This window comes from Streptosporangium sp. NPDC048886 (assembly GCF_055586905.1).
On sequence record NZ_JBVJHH010000001.1, the window covers coordinates 154,255 to 172,100 of the forward strand.

The following is a 17,846-nucleotide window of genomic DNA, read 5'->3' on the forward strand; positions in this document are numbered from 1 at the left end:
GACCGTCCACGGCACCATCCGGTGGCCGGGTCCGGCTCTGACCTCCACATTCATCGTGACCAGCCCGGCGTCACCCGGCCGCGACGCCGGTGTGATGCGGGCGTGACCACGCCGCAGGAGGCCGGGCTCCACCGGCGTTTCCCACGGCCGCCCCTCCGAGACCGCCGTCAGCGGCCGGCGTCCGGGCGCAGCCCGGCGACGAGTCCGCACAGGCGCGGCGTCGGCTGAAGGCCCAGCTCGGCCTGGAGGTGGTGGCCGTAGTGCTCGAAGCACCGCAGCGCCTCGGCCTGGTTGCCCTCGGCCAGGTAGGCCCGGATGAGCGCGGCGCGGGCGCTTTCGCGCAGCGGTTCGGCGCGCACGGCCACGCTGGCGGCGGCGACCGCGTCGGCGTGCCGGCCGGCCGCGATGAAGTCGGCGGTCAGCGCCTCCAGCGCGTGCAGGCGCCGCTGGTGCCACTCCTCCGCCTCGACGACGGCCCAGTCGTCGTACCAGCCGGGCAACAGGCTGTCCGACAGCAGGGCGACGGCCTCCGCGCTGAGGTCCCGCTCGTGGGTCGGCGTGGTGGGGTCGAGGACGCGCTGGGCCAGCGACCGGGCCTCGTGGAAGTCGACGTGAGCCCCGGGGCGCAGGCATATCTCGGTCGAGCCGACGCTGAGCACCTGCCGTCCGGCGCCGTTCAGGCGGACCAGCGCCGAGCGCAGGCTCGCCCCCGCGCGCCGCTCCGGCGCGTCGGGCCAGAGGGTCCCCGCCAGCAGGTTGCGGGGCACGGGATGGCCGCACAGGGCGACGAACGCCAGGAGGCGCTCGGACCCGCCGGAGACCGTCACCTGGCCGCCCGCGGCCAGCAGCCGGAAGCCGCCCAGAAGGGCGACACGCGGAGGGGACTGGTCGCTGCTCTCCATGGTCCTCCCGTCCCCCCACCTCGGGGAACAGAGCCGTTCGGTCGGCAGCCCTTCCATCTCCGACTATTGTCCGATACCCACTCAGGCTGTGTCGACCCACCCGAACTCGTCGATCTCGGCCCTGAGCTGGGCCGATGTCGACGGCGCCGGGCGTCCGGGCGGACGGCGCCGCCGCGGTCCTACGGGTGGCGGCTGGAGACCGAGACCACCTCGCCGGTCATGTACGTGGAGTAGTCGCTCGCCAGGAAGACGATCACGTTGGCCACCTCCCACGGCTCGGCCGGGCGGCCGAACGCCTCGCGGGCGGTGAGCTCGGCGAGCAGCTCGTCGCTGGTGACCTTGGCGAGGAAGGGGTGCATGGCCAGGGACGGGGCGACCGCGTTGACCCGGACGCCGTGCGGGGCGGCCTCCACGGCGGCGCATCTGGTCAGCGCCATCACCCCGGCCTTGGCGGCGGCGTAGTGGGACTGGCCCTCCTGGGCCCGCCAGCCGATCACCGAGGAGTTGTTGACGATCACCCCCGAGCCCCGCGGGGCCATCAGCCGCAGGGCGGCCCGGGTGCAGCGCATCGTGCCGGTGAGGGTCACCCCCAGCACCGCGTCCCACTGCCCGTCGGTCATGTCGACGAGCCTGGCCGTACCGCCCAGGCCGGCGTTGTTGACCACCACGTCCAGCCGCCCGTGCGCCTGCTCCACCGCCTCGAACAGCTCCTGGACCTGGGCCTCGGAGGTGACGTCGCACGGCACCGCGAGCGGCCGGACCCCGGTCAGCTCGGCCAGCGCGTCGGCGGCCTCGCCCAGCCGCCGCTCGTGGCGGTCGGAGATGACCACGCTGGCGCCTTCCTCGGCGCAGCGCCGGGCCGTGGCGTATCCGATGCCCGCGCCGGCCGCGGCCGTGACCAGCGTGACCTTCCCGTCGAGCAGGCCGTGCGGGCGGGGGTAGGGGGGAGGCGGATGGATCACCTGGGCTCCGTTCCGGCGGGAGAGGGGGCGGGCACGGCCGTCTCAGCCCTTGGGCAGGCCCAGGGTGCGCTCGGCGATGATGTTGCGCTGGATCTCGCTGGACCCGGCGTAGATGGTGTCGGCGCGGCTGAACAGGTAGAGACGCTGCAGGTCGTTCAGCTCGTACGGCGGGCCGTCGGCGACCAGGCCCTCCCGGCCCTGGACGGCCTGGGCCAGCTCGCCCAGCCGCCGGTGCCACTCCGACCAGTAGAGCTTGCCGATCGACACCTCGGGGCCCGGTTCCCCGGCCGACAGCGAGGTCATCGTGCGCAGCGCGTTCAGGCGCATGATCTGCAGCTCCAGCCACGACTGGACCAGCCGGTCGCGCAGCACCGGGTCGGCGGCGGCCCCGGTCCGCCTCGCGGTCTCCACGACCCTGGCGAACTCCCGCTGGAAGCCGATCTGCTGGCCGAGGGTGGAGGCGCCACGCTCGTAGCCGAGCGTGGCCATGGCCACCCGCCAGCCCTCGCCGGGGGCGCCCAGGATGTTGGCGGCGGGGGTGCGGGCGCCGTCGAAGAAGACCTCGTTGAACTCGCTGGTGCCGGTCAGCTGGACGATGGGCCGGACCTCGACCCCCGGCTGGTCCATCGGGACCAGCAGGTAGGACAGGCCCCGGTGCCGCTGCGAGCCGGGCTCGGTCCGGGCGATCACGAAACACCAGTCGGCCACGTGGGCCAGCGAGGTCCACACCTTCTGGCCGGTGATCACCCAGTGGCCGTCTTCGAGGTGGGCGCGGGTCCGCACGCCGGCCAGGTCGGAGCCCGCGTCGGGTTCGGAGTAGCCCTGGCACCACAGCTCCTCGCCCCGCCGGATGGGGGGCAGGAAGCGCCGTCGCTGCTCCTCGGTGCCGTGGTCGATGACGGTCGGCCCGATCAGCCCCTCGCCGATGTGCCCGACCCTGGCCGGGGCCGCCGCGCGGGCGTACTCCTCGTGGAAGGCGACCTGCTCCTCCAGCGTCGCCTCCCGCCCGCCGTACCGCCTGGGCCAGCCCAGGCACGTCCAGCCGGCCTCGCCGAGCAGCCGCTCCCAGGCCAGGCGGACGTCGTGGCCCTCGTGCTCGCGGCCCGGCCCGCCCAGACCGCGGGCGTGCGCGAACTCGCCGTCGAGATGCTCGGCCAGCCAGGCGCGGATCTCCTCGCGCAGGGTCATGAGCGGAACCGGCCGTAGCCGCCCCGGAAGAACAGCAGCGGCCCGCCGTCGCCGTGGAGGCCGAGCTGGTGGACCCGGGCGACGACGATGACGTGGTCGCCCGCCGGGTGCTCGGCCTCGATCGTGCAGTCGATCCAGGCCAGCGCTTCGTCGATCACCGGGTTGCCGCCGGGGGAGTCGGTCCAGGTCAGGCCGGCGAACTTGGCGCCGCCCCGGCTCGCGAGCGCGGCGCAGACCGTTTCCTGGTGCTCGGCGAGCACGTTGACGGTCTGGGTCTTGGCCGCGCGCAGGCGCGGCCAGCTCGTGCTGGTGTGCGCCACGCAGAAGGCCACCAGGGGCGGGTCCAGCGAGACCGAGGTGAAGGAGTTGGCGGCCAGGCCGCACGGCTCGCCGTTGTCGGGGTCGATGGCGGTGATGGCGACGACGCCGGTGGCGAAATGGCCCAGCACGGAGCGGAACCATGTGCCGTCCACGGCCTGGGCGCGGTTGTCGGCTCCGTCGGACAGGCCTTGGGGAAGGCCACTGTGCATGGCGACTCCGTTGGCGATGATCCCGCGTGCGCCGGGGGTGACGCGCAGGTGACCGTCCGGCTCCAGCAGCCGGGCCGCATGGGTGTTCATGGTCGCACTCGCCTCCTCGATCGCGCCAGGTCGGCCCCCGAGGGAAGTTCGGCGGCGGACGGCGTCCTCCGCCGTCTCCGTCCATATTACCAAGCGCTTGCTTGGATGACAGTGGGGTGCCGGAAAAAGTGGTGGCCGTCACGCCCCGTTGACACCCGGGCCCGGCCCTGCCTAGCCTTCGGCCAAGCGCTTGCTTGTATTCGGAGGGGTGTGCGTGGGCGGTTTCCGGGACCGTACGGCCGTCGCGGGGGTCGGATACACGCGTCTGTCCAGGGACTCCGGGGTGAGCACGCTGACCCTGGCCTGCGAGGCGGTCCTGGCCGCGCTGGAGGACGCCGGACTGACCGCCGACGACGTCGACGGGATCGCCACCCACCGGGTCGGCGACTCCGCCGCCCCCTCGGTGGTCGGCCCCGCGCTCGGCATCCACCGGCCGGCCTGGCACCTGGACCAGTTCGGCGGCGGCAGCGTCTCCCACGCGGTGGTCGGGCAGGCCGCGCTCGCGGTCGCGGCGGGGGTGGCCGAGACGGTCGTCTGCTACCGGGCGATCAACGCCCGCTCGGAGTTCCGGATGGGCGGCACGGGCCGGGGGCTGCCGCCCGGCCCGGAGGTGCAGTACCAGGCGCCCTACGGATACTTCGCGCCGCCGCAGCAGTACGCGATGGTCGCCCGCGCCCACATGGCGAGATACGGCACGCGGCCCGAGCACTTCGGCCGGCTCGCCGTCACGCAGCGGGCCAACGCGGCGCGCAACCCCCGCGCGCTCATGCGCACCCCGATCACCCTGGACGACTACCTGGGCAGCCGGTGGATCGCCGAGCCGTTCCGGCTGCTCGACTGCTGCCTGGAGACCGACGGGGCCTGCGCGATCGTCATCACCGGCGCGGACCGGGCCCGTGACCTGAGACGGCCGCCCGTGCTGATCTCCGCGGCGGCGTGGGGCGGCGGCGACTCCTTCCTGTCCGGCGGCGGCGCGGACGTCACGGTGACCGCCGCGGCCGAGCTGGCCCCCCGCCTCTACCGCCAGGCGGGTGTCGGTCCCGCCGAGATCGACGTGGCCGAGATCTACGACTGCTTCACCTACTCGGTGATCGTGCAGCTGGAGGACTACGGCTTCTGCGCCAAGGGCGAGGGCGGGCCGTACGTCGCCTCCGGCGCCACCGCTCTCGGCGGCGAGCTGCCGGTCAACACGCACGGCGGGTTCCTGTCCGAGGGATACGTGCACGGCGTCAACCACATCGCCGAGGCCGTCTCGCAACTGCGGGGCGACGCGGGCGAGCGGCAGGTGGAGGGCGCCGAGGTGGCCCTGTCCACCGCCCAGCCCGGCTACATCCTGCCCGCCACCTCGGCCCTGATCCTCCGGAAGGGGTGAGCGTGCGCCCGGTCACCGATCGCGACTCGGCGGAGTGGTGGGAGCGGGTCGCCCGGCACGAGCTCGCCGTCCAGGAGTGCGACTCCTGCGGCACGCTCCGCTTCCCGGCCCGGGCCTACTGCCACCGCTGCCGGACCCGCCGGTGGCACTGGCGGCCGATCGCCCCGGCCGGCCGCGTCGAGAGCTGGATCGTCAGCCACCAGCCCTTCCTCGCCGGAGTGACCGAGCCCTATGTCGTGGTGATGGTACGGCTGGCGGACGCGCCCGAATGCGTGATGTACGGCAACTGGGACTGGCCGGAGCCGCCGGTCGCGGGCGGGCCCGTCCGGGCGGTCTTCGCCGTGGTGGACGAGGAGCTGTCCCTGATCAACTGGCGGCCGGCGGAGTGACGCGGCCGTGGTGGGACGGGCGGCCCGGGAGCGCCGGGGGAGGCCCCGGGCCGCACGTCCGGTCGGGGTCGGGACGGGCCGCCGGAGCCGGCGGAGGGCGCGTCCTGACGGGGAGCGCGCCCTGGCGGGCGTGGGGGACCCGCCAGGACGCGCTCCGTCCCCGGCGCGGCGGTGTGAGGACCCCGGCGAGGGTTGGGGTCCTGGCACCGGCTAATCGCGCGCGGAGCGGGTGGGGGGAGAGGCGTGGCCCCGGGGGCCCGTCCTCTCCCCGGAGGGGGCACCGCGGGCCGGCGACCGGTGGCGGCGTGAGATGAGACGCGCCGCCCCGACCGGGTCGCCGGCCGGGTGGGAGGTCTCGCGGCCGGCCTCGCTCCACACGAACAGGCCGCTCTTGCACCACACGGTGAGATCGGACAGCACCGAAAGCACGGACATCCCGCTCCCGTTGCTCTGGTAGGTGTGGGTGAATCCCTGGCGATGCAACGCGTAGCGCAGTAAACGTGTTGCCTCGCAGGGATCGTGCCAGGGCAGGTAGGGCGCGTCCGCGCGGATCGACGGCACCGGTCTCACCTCCTCGCCGACCTTTCGATGGATTTGTACCAACGATTGGATGATGCGGGTCTTGGGAGGTTGGGTCAAGGGGCTGTTCCCCGCTAGAACCAGATCGTCTAGTTTTGTTGGCACAAAGGGGACTAAATGGCACGGTCAACGCTGTATCAGTTGGTGGCCTCCGAGCTTCGGAGGACCATCTACTCCGGTGCGCTCGGACCGGGAGATCAGCTGCCGACCGAAGCGGAGCTCATGCTGACCCACCAGGTCAGCCGTAACACCGTGCGGCTCGCCCTCGGTGAGCTGGTCAACGAGGGCCTGGTCACCCGCACCCCGCGCAGGGGCACCGTGGTCAGGGAGCGCCGCCCGCTGCTCATCCACCCCCAGCGCGAGCTCCAGCCGCAGCCCGAGGAGACCAGGGAGGCCTTCGCCTGGGCGGTCTCCCAGGAGGGCCGCGAGCCCAGCCAGGAGATCGAGGTCTCGATCGTGCAGCCCGTCGAGGAGATCGCCAGCAGGCTGGAGCTGCCCGACGAGGAGCTCGCCGTGGTCCGTCGCAGGCTCCGGTTCGTGGACGGCCAGCCGTACAACACCAACGACTCCTACTTCCCCCTGGCGCTGGTCGCCGGCTCCGAGATCGCCCGTCCCGGCGACATCATGCGCGGCGCCAACCGGGTGCTGGAGGAGCTCGGCCACCCCCAGGTCCGCGTGGTGGACGACATCTGGGCGCGGATGCCCACCAGCTCGGAGGTCGAGCGGCTCCAGCTCCAGTCGGGGACGCCCGTGGTCGTCTACGTCCGGGTCGGATACGACGAGACCGACACCGCCGTACGTGTCGCCGTTTCGGTGCTCCCCGCCGACAAGCACCTGATCAGATACGAGCTGGAAAGCCGTTGACGTCTCCGTGGCCGCCCTGACGGGGTGGCCCGAACACCGTCCGCGCCGCGGGCGACCACCGGGTCGCGCCGGCCGGCCGGGCAGGCGCGGCCTGTCCCCTCCGCTCCCCTCAGACCCCTAGGCGCCCCGCCTAGCCGGGCATGGATACCGCGCGCCACCATCCGGCCACTGTCCGTGTCCACTCCCGCACCAAGTGCAACGAAGGGATCAACCATGCACTCCGACGCCTTCCGCCCCACCACCGCACGCCGGCTCGCGCTGCGCAGAGCGACCGGGACCGACCTCCCGGGAGTGCTCGCGCTCCTCGCCGAGACGGCCGGCTGGCTGAACCGCCGCGGCGTGCGCCAGTGGCCCGCCGGAGGCTTCCCGGCCGAGCGCATCGCCCCGCTGATCGAGGAGGGGACCATGTATCTGCTGGACGGCGAGGAGGGGCCCGCCGCCACCCTCGCCCTGGACGGCCACGCCGACCCCGAGTTCTGGGCCGCCGAGGACGGCCCGGAGTCGGCGCTCTACGTCCACAAGCTGTCGGTGGCGCGGGCCCACTCCGGCCGCGGCCTGGGGGAGGCGCTGCTCGACTGGGCGGGCCTGCGGGTGCTGGCGACGGGCAGGCGCTGGCTCCGGCTTGACTGCTCCAAGGACAACGCGCGACTGCAGGACTACTATCGGGGCCAGCGTTTCGCCCACCTCCGCACGGTCGATCTGCCGCACCGCGCCTCGGGGGCGCTGTTCCAGCGCGCCGGAGGTCTGCGCGGCGGTGCCGCCGGTGCCGCGCTGCCCTTCGTCGACCTGCGTGGATCTTCCGTGAGGCAGCATGTCTGAACCACGGCGATCCTAGGACAAAGTCATCCGATAGCCTCACCCCATGACCGGATCCTTGCTTGAGGTGATCGCGCTCGACGTGCGTGACGCCGTCGCGGCGGAAGAAGGCGGTGCCGACCGCCTGGAGATCGTCGTCGACATGGCGTCGGACGGGCTCACCCCCGCGGTGGAGACGGTCGCGGCGATCTCCAAGGAGTGCGCGCTGCCGCAGATGGTGATGTTGCGCGGCGAGCCCTCGTTCCTGGCCACGCCCGAGTCGCTGGAGGGCCTGCGGCGCGATGCCAGGGCCCTCTCCGAGGCGGGCGCGGCCGGGTTCGTGTTCGGCTTCCTCGACTCCGCCGGGGCGGTCGACCTGGCCGCCACCGAGGCGCTCATCCACGCCGTCGCCCCGCTGCCCTGGACCTTCCACCGGGCGGTCGACCACGCGGCCGACCTCCAGGCGGGCTGGCGGGCCGTCCGGCTGCTGCCCAACCTCGCCACCGTCCTCACCTCGGGCGCGCCCAGCGGCGTGGCCGACGGACTGCCGCTGCTCAAGACCCGGTGTGAGGCCGGCGACGGCCCGCTGATCATGGCGGGCGGCGGGCTCCGGCCGGGTCACGTCCCGGCGCTGCTGGAGTACGGCGTGCGGGCCTTCCACGTCGGCAGCGCCGTGCGGCCGTCGTGGTCCGACCCGGTCGACCCGCACCTGGTCCGCCGGTGGCGCGCCCTGATCGACTGACGGCCGTCAGGCCGTCCCGAGGGCCAGGTCGGCGCGGCGGAGGGCGGCGGCCATCGTCCTGACCGTGGCGGGCTCGTCCATCACGCCGCCGCCCGCCTCGCGCTGCTCCTCCCAGGCGCGCACCCGCCGCGCGTACTCCTCATAGCGCGTCAGATGGAAGTGGTAGACCGCGACGTAGCGGCTGACCAGGTGTGAGGGGTGCATGTCCCAGCCCTGGTAGAAGCCGTGGCTCAGGGAGTGCCTGATCAGCGCCACGTGCCGCCACCACAGGTTCCGCACGACGTATCTGTCGTCGGAGGCGGGAGAGGCGGCCAGCGAGCCGTCCGACAGCTCCACCCCGGTCCCGGCGAAGGCCGTCTGCATGACGTGCCGGGCGTGGTCGCAGGCCGGGTGGTCCAGCCGCTGCTCGTGCGGGGGCAGGGAGCAGCTCGCCGTGTAGTCGAAGACGCCGAAGTGCGCCGCGGCCAGCCGGCCCCCGAGCGAGGAGACCAGGCCGGCGTCGAGGAAGCGCACCGTCTGGGCGGCCTCCACCTGCATCTCGAACCGGAGCGTGCCACCGGCGAGGCCGAGTCCTTGCTCCAGCGCCTCCAGGCAGTCGGCGAACTGGCCGAGGTATGCCCTCATCAGGACCTTGGGGAAGGTGACCACGAACCCTTCCGGCAGGTGCCCGACCCGGTCGATCACCCCGGTCAGGAACCCGTCCAGCGTGCGCAGGCTCCGGACCGGGTCGCCGTCGGCGAACGACTTCACCCGCAGCCCCCAGCGGCGCGGGAGCGTCCCGTCCGCGTGCAGGGCCGCGACGGCCTCCGCGGCCCGCGCGACGTGACCGTCCTCCTCCCCGGGACGCAGGCCGTAGCCGTCCTCGAAGTCCACCCGCAGGTCCTCGATCGGCTCCCGGCCGAGCTTGGCGGCGACCTTCTCGTGCACGGCCTTGGCGGTCTGCTCGTGCATCTCGAAGAGCCTGGCCAGGTCCTTCCTGGACAGGTGCCGCCCGAGCAGGTCCCGTGCCTCCTCCCCCCAGGCCGCCACGGTCCCCGCGTCGAACCGGTCGGCGGGGACGTAGACGGTGTGCACCGGCTGCCACCCCACCGTCGCCGCCGTCGCCGGATAGGCCGCCGACTGCTCGCGGTGGGTCTGCTCGAAGCCGGGGATCAGGGCCGACGGGTCGGCGAGTGTGACGCGCATGGCGGTGCTCCTCGTGGGCGGGCCGGGCTTCGCCCCTCAATGCTCGGCCGTTCCCGGGCGCCGTGTCCATGCCCGCGCGGTGCGACGGTCCGGGCTCCGCGCGGGGCCCCGTCGGTGATGTCGCCGAGCGCCCGCGGGAGCGGCCGACCCGGGGGGCCGGTGTGGCGGTCGGGCCGCCGACCTCCGGCACCGGCCCGCCTCACCGCCGGGTCATCGGCCGGAGGCGGTGAGCATGGCCGCGAGACCGAGGAGCTTGACGCGCTCACCGCGGCCCAGGGTCCTGGCCAGGGCCGCCTCCGCCTCCTCGATGGCCAGCCAGTGCCCGTAGGTGATGGGCGAGACGCCCCGGGAGGCGAGGAGGTCGTCCAGGTCGGCGTGGCGGGCCGGCTCGCGGCCGGCGAGGTCGGTCAGCAGGGTGCGGACCGTCTCCGCGGCGTCGGACTTGTTGGTGCCGATCACGCCGGTGGGACCGCGCTTGAGCCAGCCGGCCACGTACTCGCGGTCACGGACCCGGCCGGCCTCGTTCGGGACGGTCATGGTGGCCTCGGAGAAGGGGACGCCGGGCAGCGGCACGCTCTGGTAGCCGACCGAGCGCAGGACCATGCCGACCGGGAGGGTCTCGAACTCGCCGGTGCCCACGACGCGGCCGTCCACCAGCCGGGTCCGTTCGAGCCTGAGCGCCTCCACCCGGCTCTCGCCGAGGATCTCCACCGGGCGCATCCAGAACCGCACGTCCAGTCTCCGGGGGCGGCCCACCGGGGTGCGGGCGGCCCAGCCCTGCAGCACCTCGACGTTCCCCCGGACCTGCCGCGGCAGGTCCGTGACGTCCGCCACCGCCTCCTCGGGCCGCACGCACACGTCGGCGTTGGTCAGCTCGCCCAGCTCCCGGAGCTCCTTCAGGGTGAACTTGGCGTGCTCGGGCCCCCGGCGGCCGATCATGTGGATGGCCTTGACCTGGCTGCCGGCCAGCCGGGACAGCACCTCGTCGGGCACGTCCGTGGCGCGCAGCTCCTCGGCGGTCTTGGCGAGGACGCGCACCACGTCCACCGCCACGTTGCCCACGCCGATCACCGCGACCTCCGGGCTGTCGAGGACGAAGCGGTCGGCGGGCGTGTCGGGGTGGCCGCAGTACCAGTTCACGAAGTCGGTGGCGGCCACGCTGCCGGGCAGGTCCTCACCGGGGATGCCCATCCGCCGGTCCACCATCGCGCCGGTGCAGTAGACCACGGCGTCGTAGCAGTCCAGCAGGTCCGTGACGCCGACGTCCTTGCCCAGCTCGACACCGCCCAGGAACCGCACGGAGGGCAGCTCCAGCACCCGGCGCAGATACTGTGCGATCGACTTGATCGAGGTGTGGTCGGGGGCCACGCCGTACCGCACCAGGCCGTAGGGCGTGGGCAGCCGCTCGAGCACGTCCACCTCGACGGCCCCGGGGGCCTGCTTCATCAGCGCCTCGGCCGTGTAGATCCCGGCAGGCCCTGATCCGACGATCGCGACTCGCAGTGACACATCGCCTCCTAGGCGCGGGCTGTCGTGAACGCGATTCTGTATCAACGGGGCGCGCCCTGCCAGCCTCGACAGGCAACATGATCCAGATAACCCGTGTGGCCGGTGCGCGCGCCGCCATCCCGGCGGATATATCCGACGTCATGCCGTATATATCCGTCGTACCCACTCATAGAGGCCGTTCTCGCCGGATCTAACTCGCTGGGGCCGTCGCCACTCCACTCCGCCCGCCGCGGCCTTCCTCATCGCGTCTCACCCGTCGGGGCCGTCGCCGTCCCACTCCACCCGCCGCCCGCCGCCCGACGCCCGACGCGCGCCGGGCCGCGGGGACCGCCGGTCGGTCACACCTGTGCCCGGGAGGCCGCCCGGGCGCGCAGGGCCTGCTTGTCGATCTTCCCGTTGGCGTTGACCGGCAGGGCGTCCACCACGACCACCCGTCTGGGCACCTTGTAGTCGGACATGTTCTCCCCGGCCCACGCGACGATCCCCGCCGGATCGACGGCGACGCCCGGCCGGGGGACCACGAACGCCCACCCGGCCTCGCCCGACCTCCCGTCCGGCACCCCGACCACCGCCGCCTGGGCCAGCGAGCCCTCCCGCAGCAGCAGGCCCTCCACCTCGGCGGGGGAGACGTTGAACCCGCCGACGATGTACAGCTCCTTCTTGCGGTCCACCACCGCGAGGTTGCCGCCGGGATCGAAGGCGCCGATGTCACCGGTGTGGAGCCAGCCGTCCCTGATCACCTCGGCGGTCTTGTCCGGCTCGTTCCAGTAGCCGCGCATGACCCCGTAGCCCCGCACGACGATCTCACCGCGCCCGCCGGGCGGGACCTCGGCGCCGCGCTCGTCCACGATCCTGACCTCCATGCCCGGCACCGGGCGGCCCGTGCTCGACGCGACGACCTCGACGGGGTCCTCCGCCCTGGTCATGGAGACGACCGTGCCCTCCATCAGCCCGTAGGCGTTGATCATGCGCTCCAGCCCGAGCCGCTCCAGCAGCCTGCGGATGAGCTCGGCGGGCACCGAGGCCGCGCCGCAGATCGCCACCCGGAGCGAGTGCTCCCCGAGGTCGGGCTCCTCCAGCAGCCGGTGGAACAGCGTCGGCGGCCCGGCCAGGACCGTGATCCTCCTGTCGCGGATCAGGTCCATGAGCAGGTCGGGGCCGAACGCCGGGACCGGCGTCATCACGGCCCGGCGCATCACCGAGGCCAGCAGCCCCGCGTTGAGCCCGAAACCGTGCGCGAACGGCGCGATGACCGGATAGCGGTCGCCGGGGCGGAGGGTGACGATCTCCGCCCAGTCCCAGTAGCCGCGCAGCGTGTGGCCGTGTTCCAGCATGACGCCCTTGGGCGTCCCGGTGGTGCCGGAGGTGGACATGATCTCGCACAGGTCGCCCGGCCGTACGGCCAGCGCCCGCTCCTCCGCCTCGGCCCGGCCGGCCCGGGACCCGTCCGAGAGCAGTTGGGAGAGCCGCACCGTCCCGGGACGTCGCACCCGCTCCGGCACGATCGCCTGCCGCAGCTCCGGCAGGCCGGCGTAGGGGCGCCCGGCGCCCGGCCCGCCCGCCGCGCCGGCCAGCAGGTCGGTGAAGACCGTGCCGTCCAGGCCGTCTCCGGTGATCAGCACGCTCGTCCCGGTCCCGCGCAGCGTGCCGGCGGCCTCGATGCCCCTGCAGCGCGCCGAGAGCGGCACGAGCACCGCCCCGGCGTCCCAGACGCCGAACGCGCTCGTGACCCAGTCCAGGTCGTTGGGGCCCCAGATCGCGACCCGGTCGCCGGGCCGCACGCCCAGGGCGATCAGGCCCCGGGCGACGGCGCCGGCCCGGGCGCGCAGATCGGCGAGCGACAGCCGTACCTCGCCGTCGTCCACGACGATGTCGGAGGGGTGGGTGCTGGCCTGGTCGCGGAGCATCCGGGGGATCGTCCCCCAGCCGGGTACTTCCATGCCGGTCGCGCCTTTCGAGGGGGGTCAGCGGGCGATGGCCGTGCGGTCCCTGCCGAGATGGTGGCCCCGCCCGTCGTTCACCACGCCCCGGGGGCCGGCCTCCGAGACCTGCGGGCAGATCTCGACGGCGATCGTGACCGGCGTGAGCGCCTTGAGCGACTGCTGGATGCGCGACCTCCACATGGGGTTGCCGACGAGACTCTCCCGGTTGAAGGTCACCGTCAGGGTCGCGGCGTCGAGCGTGCCCTCCCGGGCCACGCCCAGCTCCCAGCCGGAGACGCCGTCGATCCTGCCGAGCGCCCTCTCGATCCGCTCCAGCGACAGCCACACCCCGCGTACCAGCACGTGGTCGCCGACGGTGTGCTCGGGCGCGGGGAAGGCGTCTCCGGCGGCCAGCCGGACGACCTGCCCGGTGCGGAGCGTCGTGCCGGTCGGCGGGTCGGCGACGACCACCTCGGCCAGGCCGGGGGCGTACGGAGCGGTCAGCGGCTCGTCCCTGTCCAGCGGGGCCAGGCCCGCCGCCCCCGGATCGAACAGGGTGAGCGGCGCCGTCTCCGAGGAGCGCCATCCCAGCGGTACCGCGGTGAACGGCGAGCAGTAGACCTCCGTCACCTCCGCCTCGAACTCCGCCGCCAGGTGCGGCATCGTCCGCCGGGAGGCGATCTCCCCGGTCAGGATGATGTGCCGCAGGCCCAGGTCCAGCGGGTCGAGCAGGAACTCCAGGTGCAGCCTGGCCAGCAGGTCCATGGCCCCGGTCGGCGTGATCACCAGGGTGGTCGCCCTCAGCGACTCCAGCGCGTGGTGCAGCCGGAGCCTGCCGCGCGGGCCGACGGAGGCCGCCGCCTGGGCCGTCTCGGCCGCGGCCAGCGCCCACCGCGCGCCCGCGAGCTCGCCGTCCCCCGACAGCGCCACCACGACCCGGTCCGTCGTGCCCACCCCCGCCGCCTCCAGCGCGGCGGTGTAGGCGCGGACGGTCTCGGCCGGCCCGCCGGCGGAGACCACGCTCCCGGCGTCCGCGGAGACCAGCAGCAGGCCGGTCGCGGTACGGCCCGCCGCGGCGAGATCACCCCGGGTCTTCCAGGCCGTCGTGTCGCCGGCCGCCGCCCCGTCGCCCCGGTCGCGGACCCGGGTCCCTCCCGGGCCGGCCGTCATCTGGCCACCTCGGTCATGAACAGCCGCATCGACTCGCAGACGTGCTCGTGGGCGAGCCCCCCGACCTGGGCCTGGAGGATCAGGTCCGTGGCCCCGGCCTCGGCGATGCGGGCCGCCGCCTTGCGCGAGCCCTCCACGTCGTCCACCACGACCATGTGGTGCTCGCGGAGGGTGGCCATCGCCTCCTCCGGCGGCATCCCGGCCGCGAGCTGGCCGAGGACCTTGTGGGTGGCGTGCCGGGCGTCGTAGTAGTCGGGCGGCGTGACCAGGTTGACCTGGCGCCGGATGTACCACAGCACCGGGTCGGCGGCGATCTCGAACGCCCGCGCGCGGGTCTCCGCGACGTACCAGGGGATCATCAGCGCGACCCGGCGGCTGTCGGGGTCGAAGCCGTTGTCGGCCAGGCACTGCCGGTAGCGGGCGATGTCGTCGGCGACGTCGTCGATCCCCTTCAGCATCGTCATGCCGAGCAGGTTGTAGCCGTGCTTGGCGGCGGCCAGATATCCCTCCAGCGAGGTGGAGGCCACCCACACGGGAGGGTGCGGCACCTGGGCGGGGCGCGGGTAGACCGCGACGTCGGGGATCTCGAAGAACTCGCCGGAGCGGCTGACCGGCTCCCCGTCGGCCCTCCAGATGGCGAGGGTCGCCTCCAGTGAGTCCTCCCAGATCTGCCGGGACTTCTCGAACGGCTTGCGGAACGCCTGGTACTCCAGCGGGGAGGCGCCCCGGCCCGTGCCGAACTCGACCCGGCCACCGGAGATGACGTCGAGGGTCGCGACCCGCTCCGCCGTGCGGATGGGGGACTGGAAGGGCAGCAGCACCACGCCCAGGCCCAGATGGATGCGCTCGGTGCGCTGGGAGATGGCGGCCAGCACCAGGTCGGGGGCCGAGGAGTGGGAGAAACCGCGGGTGAAGTGGTGCTCCACGAACCACGCGGTGTCGAACCCCAGCCGGTCGCCGAGCACCACCTGCTCGATCACGTTCTGGAACGCCTGTTGCTCGACCTCGCGGGAGCGCCCGCGGACCTCCAGCTCATATCCCAGGCTGATCCGTAGGGACGTCATCCACGCCTCCGTTGTGTCACATCCGGTCCCCGGTCGCGAGCCCTTCACTTAACCAAGCGCTCGCTTGGCGAGATTACCAGCCTGGTGGGACGGCAACAAGCCGACCCCGCCCGACCGGGGCCCGGACCGGGGCTTGCGGGGACGGGCCCCGCCGATCACAGTTGGCTCTGTGAGCTCAGGGGCGGACAGACGGCGCGGAGCCGGCGCGCGGCGTCGGCGGGACGGCACGCCCCCGGAGGTGAGGACGCCGGGCCCGGCGGGGCGGCCCCGCGCCTCCTCCGGCGAGGCGCCGCCCGAGGACGGGCGCCGGTTCGAGGCCCTGGGCCGGGTGATGGCCGCGCTGGCGGGCGAGGCCGGGCTCATGGAGTCCTGCCGGGACCTGGCCTGGTGGCGGGGGAGCGACCAGAGCTGGCACGTCGAGTGGCGCGACGGCCCCCACGCCGCCGAGGTCGCCGCCGCGCTGACCGAGCGCGTCCGGGACCCCGGCGTCCCCGGCGCCCTGGCCGTCCCGGCGGGTCCGGCCACCTCCGCCACCGCCGCCCTCGACGTCATGGGCGTCCTGTTCGTCCTGCGCGCGGCGGACCCCGTGGGGCGCGAGCGCCTGCGCGCCCGTCCCGGCCTCCGGCGCATGTCCGAAGCCCTCAACACCACCCGCAGGACCACCTCCCGGCAGCCCTGGGAAGTGGTGCTCCTCGGCGGCTGACCCCGCCGGGCCCGCGGCCTTCTCGCGCGCCGCGCGTGCCTCGGCCAGGTCGACGCCGGGCGCGACGAGGTGCTCCAGCTCGCGCGCCGTGTGCCCCGGCCGCCCGGCGGGTCAGAGGCCGGCGGCAGCGGCCAGCCGGCCGCGGTGCGCCTGCGGGGGGCCGAAGAGCTGGGCGTCGGCGGTGGCGCGCTTGAGGTGGCGGTGGGCGGAGTGCTCCCAGGTGACGCCGGTGCCGCCGTGGATCTGGATGTTCTCGCCCGCGGCGGTCAGATACGCCTCCGTGCAGTAGGAGCCGGCGATGGCCGCCTGGACGGGGAGGTCGTCCCCGGAGGCCCGGGCGGCCGCCTGCGCGGCGGAGCGGGCGGACTCGACGAGCAGGAGCAGATCGGCGAGCTTGTGCTTGACGGCCTGGAAGGAGCCGATGGGGCGGCCGAACTGGTGGCGCTGCCTCGCGTGGGCCACGGCCGTCTCCAGGCAGCGGGCGGCGCCGCCCACCTGCTCGGCGGCGAGGCCGGCGATCCCCAGATCCCGGACCCGGCCGCAGGCCGCGCCGTCGCCCACCCGCACGGCCGGGACGGCGTCGAAGGCGAGCGCGGTGAGCGGACGGGTCTGGTCCAAGGTGGTGTGCGGCGTCCGGGAGGAGGGGACGGCCTCGACCAGCTCGCCGTCGACGTAGGCGAGCACCACCTCGGCGTCCAGCGCGTAACGGGCGGCCCCGGTGAGCTTTCCGTCACTGAAGGTTAGATCCGCGTCATCGGGGAACAGCACAGTTGCGGTGATTGAGCCATCCGCCATGCCCGGCAGCAGCCGGGCCATGGCGCAGCGGTCCCCGGCGGTCCTGACCGCCTCCGCGGCCAGCACCGCGGTTGACAGATAGGGGTAGGGCGCCAGGACGCGGCCCAGTTCCTCGCAGACGACGGCGACCTCCGCCATCCCGCACCCCGCCCCGCCGTATTCCTCGGGGACGGCCAGGCCCGCGACGCCGAGTTCGGCGGCGAACCGGCTCCAGGGGGCTCCGGGCCGTTCGGCGAGGAAGGACCGGACGGCCTCACGGAGTTCGGACTGCTCTTGGGTCAGGCTCATCCGGCCAGCATAAACAAGCGATTGCTTGTTATGGAATATTTGCCGCATTTTGTGCATTCTTGCAGGTCAGATATGCTTCACATGGCCACAAGGTAATGCGGATCGGGGGATCAGTGGCTTCGCTTGACCGGAACTACACGTTCGACCAGAACTACACGGCCGCCTTCCTCGCCGACGATCGCCAGGAGCGGGCGATCGTGCTCCACATGGTGCTCTCGTTCGTCGGGGGAATGGTGCTGGGCGCCTTCGGCGCGGTGCTCTCCTCCAAGTCGGACCTGCTGTACGCGATCTACGAGCCCTATGCCTACGTGCTGTTCGTCGTCGTCGTGGGACGCACCGCCGCCAGCTTCGGCTGGGCGGCGCTGACCAGCGCGCTGGCCACCTTCGGTCCGATAATCTCGCTGCTGGCCGCCTCGATCTTCAGGTCGGGCGGCGAGTCCCTGAGTCTCGGCAGCCACGGCGCCACGCTGAACCTCACGCTCCTGACCCTCGCCTCCTTCGGCATGCTGTCCTACTTCACCAGGCGCAAGGACCTGTGGGGAGACCTCGCGAGCGGGGTGCTGGGCGGGGTCTTCGCGCTCGACGCCATGGACAAGGCGCTGCCCACCGGGCCGGAGCACGTCGCCGGATTCTGGCCGTGGAGTGTCCTGATGGTGACCGCGCTCGTGGTGGGGCTGCTGCTGTGGCTGCGGCGGGGCGCGGGGTGGCTCCGCTCGGCGCTGGTGGTGCTGATCATCGCTTCCACCTACTTCGTGTTCGTCGTCGGCCTTTAAAGACAGGCGACCGGCTTGCGCGAG

The 17,846-nt window shown here is 73.5% G+C and carries 18 protein-coding genes; 7 read left to right on the top strand and 11 right to left on the bottom strand.

The genetic code is table 11. The features are described from left to right. Nucleotides 1-167: 167 nt before the first annotated feature. From ACZ6R6_RS00630 to ACZ6R6_RS00645, 4 genes are all read right to left on the bottom strand, one after another. The gene (locus ACZ6R6_RS00630; protein ID WP_470089011.1) at nucleotides 168-902 is read right to left on the bottom strand and encodes an AfsR/SARP family transcriptional regulator; all 735 of its coding nucleotides are present in this window, start codon (nucleotides 900-902) and stop codon (nucleotides 168-170) included. 179 nt (nucleotides 903-1,081) lie between these two features. Next, a complete protein-coding gene (locus ACZ6R6_RS00635; RefSeq protein WP_470089507.1) occupies nucleotides 1,082-1,861 on the bottom strand; it encodes an SDR family oxidoreductase in 780 nt (259 codons plus the stop codon). A gap of 45 nt (nucleotides 1,862-1,906) precedes the next feature. Continuing rightward, nucleotides 1,907-3,052 (bottom strand): acyl-CoA dehydrogenase family protein, encoded by a 1,146-nt coding sequence (locus ACZ6R6_RS00640; protein ID WP_470089012.1) that lies wholly within the window; start codon nucleotides 3,050-3,052, stop codon nucleotides 1,907-1,909. Next, the gene (locus ACZ6R6_RS00645; protein WP_470089013.1) at nucleotides 3,049-3,672 is read right to left on the bottom strand and encodes a flavin reductase family protein; all 624 of its coding nucleotides are present in this window, start codon (nucleotides 3,670-3,672) and stop codon (nucleotides 3,049-3,051) included. The genes ACZ6R6_RS00640 and ACZ6R6_RS00645 overlap by 4 nt, the downstream gene beginning before the upstream one ends. A 214-nt stretch (nucleotides 3,673-3,886) precedes the next feature. Here ACZ6R6_RS00645 and ACZ6R6_RS00650 point away from each other — a divergent pair, with 214 nt between their 5' ends. Beyond that, complete coding sequence (locus ACZ6R6_RS00650; protein ID WP_470089014.1) at nucleotides 3,887-5,044, top strand: thiolase C-terminal domain-containing protein; 1,158 nt, start codon at nucleotides 3,887-3,889, stop codon at nucleotides 5,042-5,044. Nucleotides 5,045-5,046: 2 nt separating this feature from the next. Beyond that, entirely contained in the window at nucleotides 5,047-5,433 is a 387-nt protein-coding gene (locus ACZ6R6_RS00655; RefSeq protein ID WP_470089016.1) for a Zn-ribbon domain-containing OB-fold protein, read from the top strand. 210 nt (nucleotides 5,434-5,643) lie between these two features. On the opposite strand, the gene ACZ6R6_RS00660 is transcribed toward ACZ6R6_RS00655, so the two are convergent. Continuing rightward, nucleotides 5,644-5,994 carry a hypothetical protein gene (locus ACZ6R6_RS00660; protein ID WP_470089018.1) on the bottom strand — a complete coding sequence of 117 codons (351 nt, stop codon included), beginning with the start codon at nucleotides 5,992-5,994 and terminating at the stop codon, nucleotides 5,644-5,646. A gap of 135 nt (nucleotides 5,995-6,129) precedes the next feature. Between ACZ6R6_RS00660 and ACZ6R6_RS00665 the strand changes: the two genes are divergently transcribed. The 3 genes from ACZ6R6_RS00665 (at nucleotide 6,130) to ACZ6R6_RS00675 (ending at nucleotide 8,413) form a co-directional block, all read left to right on the top strand. Then, complete coding sequence (locus tag ACZ6R6_RS00665) at nucleotides 6,130-6,876, top strand: GntR family transcriptional regulator (protein WP_470089019.1); 747 nt, start codon at nucleotides 6,130-6,132, stop codon at nucleotides 6,874-6,876. Nucleotides 6,877-7,089: 213 nt separating this feature from the next. Further along, nucleotides 7,090-7,695 carry a GNAT family N-acetyltransferase gene (locus ACZ6R6_RS00670; RefSeq protein ID WP_470089020.1) on the top strand — a complete coding sequence of 202 codons (606 nt, stop codon included), beginning with the start codon at nucleotides 7,090-7,092 and terminating at the stop codon, nucleotides 7,693-7,695. 43 nt (nucleotides 7,696-7,738) lie between these two features. Continuing rightward, nucleotides 7,739-8,413: a copper homeostasis protein CutC gene (locus ACZ6R6_RS00675; protein WP_470089022.1), complete on the top strand. Its 675-nt coding sequence runs from the start codon at nucleotides 7,739-7,741 to the stop codon at nucleotides 8,411-8,413. 6 nt (nucleotides 8,414-8,419) lie between these two features. Here the strand turns inward: ACZ6R6_RS00675 and ACZ6R6_RS00680 are convergent, their stop codons facing one another. From ACZ6R6_RS00680 to ACZ6R6_RS00700, 5 genes are all read right to left on the bottom strand, one after another. Next, nucleotides 8,420-9,598, bottom strand: a complete 1,179-nt coding sequence (locus ACZ6R6_RS00680) for a DUF6986 family protein (RefSeq protein WP_470089023.1) — start codon at nucleotides 9,596-9,598, stop codon at nucleotides 8,420-8,422. A 210-nt stretch (nucleotides 9,599-9,808) separates the two neighbouring features. Beyond that, entirely contained in the window at nucleotides 9,809-11,107 is a 1,299-nt protein-coding gene (locus tag ACZ6R6_RS00685; protein WP_470089024.1) for an FAD-dependent oxidoreductase, read from the bottom strand. Nucleotides 11,108-11,445: 338 nt separating this feature from the next. Further along, nucleotides 11,446-13,047 (bottom strand): AMP-binding protein, encoded by a 1,602-nt coding sequence (locus tag ACZ6R6_RS00690; RefSeq protein ID WP_470089026.1) that lies wholly within the window; start codon nucleotides 13,045-13,047, stop codon nucleotides 11,446-11,448. Nucleotides 13,048-13,071: 24 nt separating this feature from the next. Further along, entirely contained in the window at nucleotides 13,072-14,199 is a 1,128-nt protein-coding gene (locus tag ACZ6R6_RS00695) for a phenylacetate--CoA ligase family protein (RefSeq protein ID WP_470089027.1), read from the bottom strand. Further along, nucleotides 14,196-15,263, bottom strand: a complete 1,068-nt coding sequence (locus tag ACZ6R6_RS00700; RefSeq protein ID WP_470089028.1) for an LLM class flavin-dependent oxidoreductase — start codon at nucleotides 15,261-15,263, stop codon at nucleotides 14,196-14,198. The genes ACZ6R6_RS00695 and ACZ6R6_RS00700 overlap by 4 nt, the downstream gene beginning before the upstream one ends. Before the next feature lie 238 nt (nucleotides 15,264-15,501). Between ACZ6R6_RS00700 and ACZ6R6_RS00705 the strand changes: the two genes are divergently transcribed. Beyond that, on the top strand, nucleotides 15,502-15,966 hold the full coding sequence (locus ACZ6R6_RS00705; protein WP_470089030.1) for a hypothetical protein: 465 nt from the start codon (nucleotides 15,502-15,504) through the stop codon (nucleotides 15,964-15,966). A 111-nt stretch (nucleotides 15,967-16,077) separates the two neighbouring features. On the opposite strand, the gene ACZ6R6_RS00710 is transcribed toward ACZ6R6_RS00705, so the two are convergent. Further along, nucleotides 16,078-17,049, bottom strand: coding sequence for an acyl-CoA dehydrogenase family protein (locus ACZ6R6_RS00710; protein ID WP_470089032.1), 972 nt, complete (start codon nucleotides 17,047-17,049; stop codon nucleotides 16,078-16,080). 113 nt (nucleotides 17,050-17,162) lie between these two features. Here ACZ6R6_RS00710 and ACZ6R6_RS00715 point away from each other — a divergent pair, with 113 nt between their 5' ends. Further along, a complete protein-coding gene (locus ACZ6R6_RS00715; protein WP_470089034.1) occupies nucleotides 17,163-17,822 on the top strand; it encodes a hypothetical protein in 660 nt (219 codons plus the stop codon). Nucleotides 17,823-17,846: the final 24 nt, after the last annotated feature.

Excerpts from the sequence above, each read along its gene's own strand:
- ACZ6R6_RS00665 (WP_470089019.1), top strand. The coding sequence starts at position 6,130 with ATGGCACGGTCAACGCTGTATCAGTTGGTGGCCTCCGAGCTTCGGAGG.
- ACZ6R6_RS00640 (WP_470089012.1), bottom strand. The coding sequence starts at position 3,052 with ATGACCCTGCGCGAGGAGATCCGCGCCTGGCTGGCCGAGCATCTCGAC.
- ACZ6R6_RS00690 (WP_470089026.1), bottom strand. The coding sequence starts at position 13,047 with ATGGAAGTACCCGGCTGGGGGACGATCCCCCGGATGCTCCGCGACCAG.
- ACZ6R6_RS00630 (WP_470089011.1), bottom strand. The coding sequence starts at position 902 with ATGGAGAGCAGCGACCAGTCCCCTCCGCGTGTCGCCCTTCTGGGCGGC.
- ACZ6R6_RS00695 (WP_470089027.1), bottom strand. The coding sequence starts at position 14,199 with ATGACGGCCGGCCCGGGAGGGACCCGGGTCCGCGACCGGGGCGACGGG.
- ACZ6R6_RS00670 (WP_470089020.1), top strand. The coding sequence starts at position 7,090 with ATGCACTCCGACGCCTTCCGCCCCACCACCGCACGCCGGCTCGCGCTG.
- ACZ6R6_RS00700 (WP_470089028.1), bottom strand. The coding sequence starts at position 15,263 with ATGACGTCCCTACGGATCAGCCTGGGATATGAGCTGGAGGTCCGCGGG.
- ACZ6R6_RS00645 (WP_470089013.1), bottom strand. The coding sequence starts at position 3,672 with ATGAACACCCATGCGGCCCGGCTGCTGGAGCCGGACGGTCACCTGCGC.
- ACZ6R6_RS00675 (WP_470089022.1), top strand. The coding sequence starts at position 7,739 with ATGACCGGATCCTTGCTTGAGGTGATCGCGCTCGACGTGCGTGACGCC.
- ACZ6R6_RS00680 (WP_470089023.1), bottom strand. The coding sequence starts at position 9,598 with ATGCGCGTCACACTCGCCGACCCGTCGGCCCTGATCCCCGGCTTCGAG.
- ACZ6R6_RS00710 (WP_470089032.1), bottom strand. The coding sequence starts at position 17,049 with ATGAGCCTGACCCAAGAGCAGTCCGAACTCCGTGAGGCCGTCCGGTCC.